General features: G+C 40.4%; 6 protein-coding genes and 1 pseudogene. 6 read left to right on the top strand and 1 reads right to left on the bottom strand.

Going from position 1 to position 6,262, the window contains the following annotated elements; all coding sequences use genetic code 11:
- The first annotated feature begins 152 nt into the window (after positions 1-152).
- From AACW06_RS18610 to AACW06_RS18635, 6 genes are all read left to right on the top strand, one after another.
- Positions 153-983 carry an MBL fold metallo-hydrolase gene (locus AACW06_RS18610; RefSeq protein WP_192076213.1) on the top strand — a complete coding sequence of 277 codons (831 nt, stop codon included), beginning with the start codon at positions 153-155 and terminating at the stop codon, positions 981-983.
- A gap of 1,118 nt (positions 984-2,101) precedes the next feature.
- A complete protein-coding gene (locus AACW06_RS18615; RefSeq protein ID WP_192076214.1) occupies positions 2,102-2,749 on the top strand; it encodes a GyrI-like domain-containing protein in 648 nt (215 codons plus the stop codon).
- 136 nt (positions 2,750-2,885) lie between these two features.
- A complete protein-coding gene (locus tag AACW06_RS18620) occupies positions 2,886-3,356 on the top strand; it encodes a GNAT family N-acetyltransferase (protein ID WP_192076215.1) in 471 nt (156 codons plus the stop codon).
- 705 nt (positions 3,357-4,061) lie between these two features.
- Entirely contained in the window at positions 4,062-4,382 is a 321-nt protein-coding gene (locus AACW06_RS18625; protein ID WP_339379020.1) for a hypothetical protein, read from the top strand.
- Positions 4,383-4,496: 114 nt separating this feature from the next.
- Positions 4,497-4,922, top strand: coding sequence for a bifunctional diaminohydroxyphosphoribosylaminopyrimidine deaminase/5-amino-6-(5-phosphoribosylamino)uracil reductase RibD (locus AACW06_RS18630; protein WP_170895741.1), 426 nt, complete (start codon positions 4,497-4,499; stop codon positions 4,920-4,922).
- A gap of 667 nt (positions 4,923-5,589) precedes the next feature.
- Positions 5,590-6,144 (top strand): hypothetical protein, encoded by a 555-nt coding sequence (locus AACW06_RS18635; protein ID WP_192076217.1) that lies wholly within the window; start codon positions 5,590-5,592, stop codon positions 6,142-6,144.
- Positions 6,145-6,165: 21 nt separating this feature from the next.
- Here AACW06_RS18635 and AACW06_RS18640 read toward each other — a convergent pair.
- Positions 6,166-6,262: pseudogene (locus tag AACW06_RS18640) on the bottom strand (IS5/IS1182 family transposase); the annotation flags it as partial.

The raw sequence follows: 6,262 nt of genomic DNA on the forward strand, positions 1-6,262 counted from the left end.
TGGCAAGAATGCACATAACAAACAATTTAAGAGTGATTCAGCACGCTTGGCATTTTTGGTTTGGGTTAAGTTTAGTGTTTACGGTGGTCGAATTAAGTGTCGTGCTCGCGTGCTTCACACCTTAATTAGGCGTTAGCAATATAGGAGTTTATATGAAAAAGTTGAGTGTTGTTCTGTTCTTATTGGTTTCAGTTTGTGTAAGAGCAAATGACGATATTCCAGAGATGAATGATAAAAATGGGTATGTTGAACCCTTTCAAATGTTTGACGATGTGTATTATGTCGGTGATAAATGGGTTTCCTCTTACGCAGTCGAGACAAATACAGGGCTAGTTATTATTGATACACTAGACTTCCCTTATTCTAAATGGATACCGATTAATCTTAAAAAGTTAGGGTTAGAGAAGAAGCCAGTTACGCATATTTTAGCTACTCACGGGCATTCTGATCATGTTGGGGGGGCACAATACCTTCAGGCGAAGTATGGCTCTATAGTTGTGATGACCTCAAAAGGTCATGAGCTAGCGAAAAAACAAGCAGAGAAGAGTGAGGGAGCCAATAAATTTTTGCCGCCTAATGTAGACTTTATTGTTAAAGATGAAATGACTCTCGAAATCGGAGGGAAGCCGTTTAAATTTTATATTACACCTGGTCATACCGAGGGTGACTTTTCGTTAGATTTTATGGTGCAAGATAGCGGTGCACTATATCGTGCGTTTGTCGTCGGTGGGCATAGTTTGAGTGCCAAAAATCCAGAGTTAGCGAATCAATTTTTCAAAAGTATGGATAGAATCAGAGAGATTGCACTAAAACCTCCTGTTGTGACCGTGAACCTAGCAAATCACCCACATAAAAATGATTTGTTCGCTAATCGTGATAAACGAAAAAACGGTGCAGAAGTCAATCCATTTATAAGCAAGTCCAACTTTTTTACATTTTTAGAGCAGCAGGAAAAATTAGCGAAAGAAAAATTAGTCAAGTAGCGGAATCGGTTAAACCTGAACATTCAATGCAATTGAATGTTAGTGCATTAAATAAAATTACTGAAACGGGAAATATTGCTAACAAACAATTTAAGAGTGATTCAGCACGCTTGGCATTTTTGGTTTGGGTCAACTTAAGTGTTTACGGCGCTCAATTTCAGTAATGTGGTAACGTGCTTCACACCTTAATTGGGCGTTATGTGTTTGATGAGTTTTTAAGGTCAAAGCTACGATTTCATTGATAATTCGTTCCGTGTTTTCGGCAAGTTGGCTTAGTCGAAATGGATTCTTGAACAACCTGAGATTGAGCGTTTTCAAGGTTTTTGGGTTGCCTCAATTGAGTTTTGGATCTGGTTCGTGTTGAGTTTCGTTGGTTTCAAATCGCTTCAATTGAAATGCATTTTTGACTGATTTGCTTGCTGACATTCAGCACTGAAAGTCTGGTGAAGCAAAAAGTTTAGCGGTTGCTGAAAGGGCGCTTTCTTTGTCGTTGATTCTGCAAGTGGGTCTCTTTGGCTAAGATCGCTGTAAAATTTAGGTTTTGGTAAGCATCGTTTTTGTACGTAACTTATTCAAATCTCTTCATTTCTACGGTGGTTTAGTTTGAATTCACGGTAAAATTCACATAACAAGCAATTCAAGTGGATTCTCAACGCGTGGCAGTTTTACTATGCGTTGAGTAAAGTGTTTTACGGTGCAATGCAGCGGTTTGGTCAGTGCGTTGTTCACCACTTAATTGGGCGTTAGGCGGCCTATTACGTTGAAAGGTTTTGAGGTGAGGGGGGTAGTTTCTATTGTTGTCTCGAACATCGTCTCCGGGTTGAGCAATGTGTGCATACGGGAACTCACCAACTAAGTGTTACCTTTCTCGCTTTGTTTGGTCGTGCCAATGGGCAAGTTTTTACGATAAGTAAGTTCTATAAATTGCACGTAACGGTTTCAATTTCAAAACCTTTTGCCAATAATCAGCGTTCAATCGTTGGGGCGGCCCCTAACAAATTACTCAAGTGGACGCTCAAACGCTCGGCATTCTTGGCTTGGAGTTTGGTATGCTTGGGTAATTCAGTGGCAGCGCCACTTAGTAAGGCGTTAGGCGAATAGAATTAAGAGGATAGTTCGTGAAGAAAAAACATGAATGGCGTAAGCACGAGAAGAGCGTGTATCTACCAAAAAATAAGCCTGAGATAATTGAGGTGCCAGCATTTAGATTTATCACTATTCAAGGCGAAGGAAATCCGAATAGTGAAACCTTTACCAAATGTGTAGAGGCGCTGTATTCATTAGCATATGGCCTCAAGATGCAATTAAAGAAAACGACATGCTTGCCAGATAACTATGTTGATTTTACTGTGTATCCACTTGAAGGTGTTTGGGATATTACAGATGAAGCTAAAAAGTCATTCTCGGGCACGATAAATAAAGACGATTTGGTTTATAAGTTAATGATTCGACAGCCTGATTTTATAGATGAAATCTTATTTAACGAAGTTAAATCGTTGGTTGAAAAAAAGAAGCCTTCAGCTTTTTTGTCATCAGTGAATTTTGAAACTATATCTGAAGGGGTTTGTGTTCAAATGTTGCACTTAGGCCCATTTGACGATGAGCCTCAAAGTTTTTCTCTAATGGAGAGCTTTGCCGAAAGTGAAGGTTTTAACCGTTTATCAAAATGCCACCGAGAAATTTATTTATCTGATGCAAGGCGTGTTACACCTGATAAGTACAAAACAGTTTTAAGGTTTCAGGCTCAGCCTCAAGCAATCGCCTAACAAGTCGCTTAAGTCTGATTCGCAAACGCGTGCCGAACTCGCTTCGCTCAGACATGGCACACGTTTACTCACAGCTTAGCGAGGCGTTATGTGACCTAATGGAAAATCTGCAATACATTACAATTAAAGGATAATTATGTCTGATATTTACCTTCAACTCGCAGTCTTAGATGATATTCAGCTCCTGCAAGACTCTGCTTTAGTTGCATTTGCTCTTGATGTTGACAAATATGGTGCATTTCCTCCAAATATCGAGTCAAGAGAGTGGTTTCATTCAGAGGTTGGTAAGGGTCATTTTTACAAAGTTATATGCCACGGCGAATTCGCGGGCGCAATTTGTGTTGAATGTGGTGACCAGTCCTCTATTGAAATTAAATATGTTTACATCGCGTTAAATTTCCAGAACAAACATATTGGCTCTGAAGTCATGCGCCTTATAGAGAATCAGTACAGCAATATAAAACACTGGTCTTTGCTTACACCTTACAAGTCATATCGGAACCATCACTTTTACGAAAAGTTAGGGTACAAAAAGGTCGGTGAGTTTCAACCAGATATTTCTGATGAGTTTAGGGTATTTGAGTACTCTAAAACTCTTGTGTGCTAAACGGTTCACATAACAAGGCGCTCAACCCGACACGTTACGCTTGGCAATTTTGCTCCGCAAAAAGTCTATGCCAAGGTTTCGTGCGGGTTAGCTTGGCGTTATGTTTACTTGTATTTCAAAGGTTTAAATTTCGTAGGCTCTAGTTCTTTGTCCCTCTTGCAATTCGTCCCTAGTAGACTCAGCAAATCCGCATTGTCTGCCTAAGTTCTTGAATCTCTCAGGCCGTAAAACATGCCAATGTTCGTGGGTTGCTTCATTGTCAGGTCGTGGCGGTCGGCTTTTGGTTTAACTGGCTCAAAGTCGCTTTTAGGTTCTTAGCCAATTAGCATTTCAGTTTGGCAGTTGCCTCGGCAATTTTCTATTGTCTTGCGCTTTGGTTGGAAAGAAAGGGCGCTTGTTGAAGCTTTTTCGTGTTGCCTCATTGGGCAGGGAAGTGGCATTACTCGTTTCTGGCTAGTCGCTTTTGGCGGCCAAGTCGGTGCCTACCTTGTGGTTTAGCTCAGAAAACTAGTGAGAAATAACAGTTCTTTCTCAATTAAATCATGTGTTTGTGGTAAAACATAACAAGCAATTTAAGAGGGATTCACAACGCTTGGCACTTTTGCTTCTACTTCAAATTTAGTGTTTACGGTACAATGCGTTAGGTTGGGTGGTGGCGCTGTTCACCCCTTAATTGGGCGTTATACGATTTTACGGGGATATCGAATGGAAACAAATCAGTATGTTCTCAATGGTAAATTTGAAGTACTGACAATTGCCAAAGAAATGAAAATGTCTCATTGGGTATACTCGCCGATTATCCGAGAGGTTTGCAGCGGAAAGGTTATTATGAGCCTGGAATCTACTGGTTGGGACTTACGTAAAGCGACAGAATCAAACGGGCGTATTGCACTTCACTTAGCTCAATATCCTGACGGTAGAACTGAGTATTGTGTAGAAGTTGACCCAATAAACTCTAGCGCTATCATCTTAGGCAAAGAATATCCTTTAGCAAGTTTAGAAAGTACTTTGGAATCAATCGTATAACAAAGCATTTAAGAGTGATTCGCAACGCTTGGCAGTTTCGCTTCGCTCAAGTATAGCCAAGCGCCGCTCACACCTTAATGCGGCGTTATATGCCAGAGCAAGGAATGCGGAAAAATGTCAGAAAAACATATGTTGAGAGCATTAGAAATCTCTCGAAATGCCTTACCTAATTGTACTCCAAACCCACCTGTTGGTTGCGTACTAGTCAAAGATGATACGGTGGTTTCTGAGGGCTATACACAGGCTATTGGTGGAAACCATGCAGAAGTACAAGCACTGAATTCCTATGATGGAACTCTTGATGGCGTCGTTGCTTATGTCACTTTAGAACCTTGCTCTTTTGTCGGTCGAACTCCAGCTTGTGCAAACACGTTAGTAAAATCAGGCATCAAACATGTTGTCGTTTCAATGCTTGACCCAGATGAACGCAATAGTGGTAAAGGTATTGCCATACTAGAGCGGGGTGGTATTAAGGTCGATATTGGTCTTTGCTATGAGCAAGTCAGTAGTTTTCTAGTGCAATATTTGGGTAAGTCGTAAAGGCATATAACAAACAATTTAAGAGGGATTCCCAACGCTTGGCATTTTTGTTTCTACTTCAATTTTAGTGGTTACGGTACAATGTGTTAGGTTGGGTGGTAGCGTTGCTCACCCCTTAATTGGGCGTTATGTTCATGCAGAAAATCAATTGACGCGTGATAAAGTGTTAAGGAATAACGGGTACAGGATATGGTTAAGTTTTACTTGGATACAAAGTTGGCAATTATTATGAAGTTGTTTTTCTTTTCGATCGCTTCATATTTCTGTTACTCAATATTTGAAGTGTATGAACAAGGCTATGTTGTTGTTGGACCACATACTTCTTATTCTGGCGAATCTTTATTTAACGCACGAGTTTTCAAATACGCGGTAATTGCCACTTGTGCTACCTGGCTAGCTATTGGTGGGGTCAGAGCTAAAAGCAAATGAATTGCTTAGATCTACCTGAGCAATTCATTTGCTTAGCAATCATAAACATAACAAAGCGTTTAAGAGGGATTCTCAACGCTCGGCATTTTTGGATTGAATCGGCTTTAGTGTTTACGGCACAATGGTTTAGGTTGGGTGGTAGGCGTTGTTCACCCCTTAACGCGGCGTTATACGTTTTTATAGCGTGCCGAGAGAAAGTTACAGTATAATGCCACTAGTTTCTTAATGGATAATAGTAATGATAACAACACGATCACAAGAGACTAAGATTAAGCTTTGGGTTGAGATACTGATCTTTCTGAGTTCGTATTATCCTCTATTCCTAATACTACTTATCAGGGACGTAAACTCAGATACGATTGGTATTGCCTTTGGGTTGCCGGAGTGGGGGCTAAATGTGAGTGTTTGGGCTATTGCGGGGCTGTTTTTTTCCTCAGTAGCAACACTCGCAACCGGTCGTATTATGAGATTGTTATTTACTCGCTCGGAAGGCTCAGATGAAGTTAGGTTGACTAATGTAAAGGTTATTCGTGGTGACATGATTAATTACACGCTTCCGTTCCTCATCGGTCTTTTTGCGTTCGATTACAAAAGTTGGCAGTCGATTTTATCATTAGTCGTGTTTTTAGTTTTCATGTTCGCATTCACGCGAAATGAAAAAATTATTTTGCTTAACCCGATGTTCCTTTTATTGGGAATACGTCTTTACGAAATTAAATATAAAAAAGTGGGCCAACCAAACTTTGAGCATTCTTCAAGTGCTTTGTGTATGGGAGTGGCTAGGGCGTGTTGATCTTTGCTGTACGTTTTATGCTCAGCAATGCATTGGTAGCCACATTAACATAAATGCCAGCGATACCATGCTGGCATAGTTTCTTTTCAACTTGTCATATCTAGTTGATATTGCTCGA

It is taken from the genome of Vibrio sp. S12_S33, from assembly GCF_963889785.1.
GTDB classification, from domain to species: Bacteria; Pseudomonadota; Gammaproteobacteria; order Enterobacterales; family Vibrionaceae; genus Vibrio; species Vibrio aestuarianus.

Excerpts from the sequence above, each read along its gene's own strand:
- AACW06_RS18610 (WP_192076213.1), top strand. The coding sequence starts at position 153 with ATGAAAAAGTTGAGTGTTGTTCTGTTCTTATTGGTTTCAGTTTGTGTA.
- AACW06_RS18620 (WP_192076215.1), top strand. The coding sequence starts at position 2,886 with ATGTCTGATATTTACCTTCAACTCGCAGTCTTAGATGATATTCAGCTC.
- AACW06_RS18625 (WP_339379020.1), top strand. The coding sequence starts at position 4,062 with ATGGAAACAAATCAGTATGTTCTCAATGGTAAATTTGAAGTACTGACA.
- AACW06_RS18630 (WP_170895741.1), top strand. The coding sequence starts at position 4,497 with ATGTCAGAAAAACATATGTTGAGAGCATTAGAAATCTCTCGAAATGCC.
- AACW06_RS18635 (WP_192076217.1), top strand. The coding sequence starts at position 5,590 with ATGATAACAACACGATCACAAGAGACTAAGATTAAGCTTTGGGTTGAG.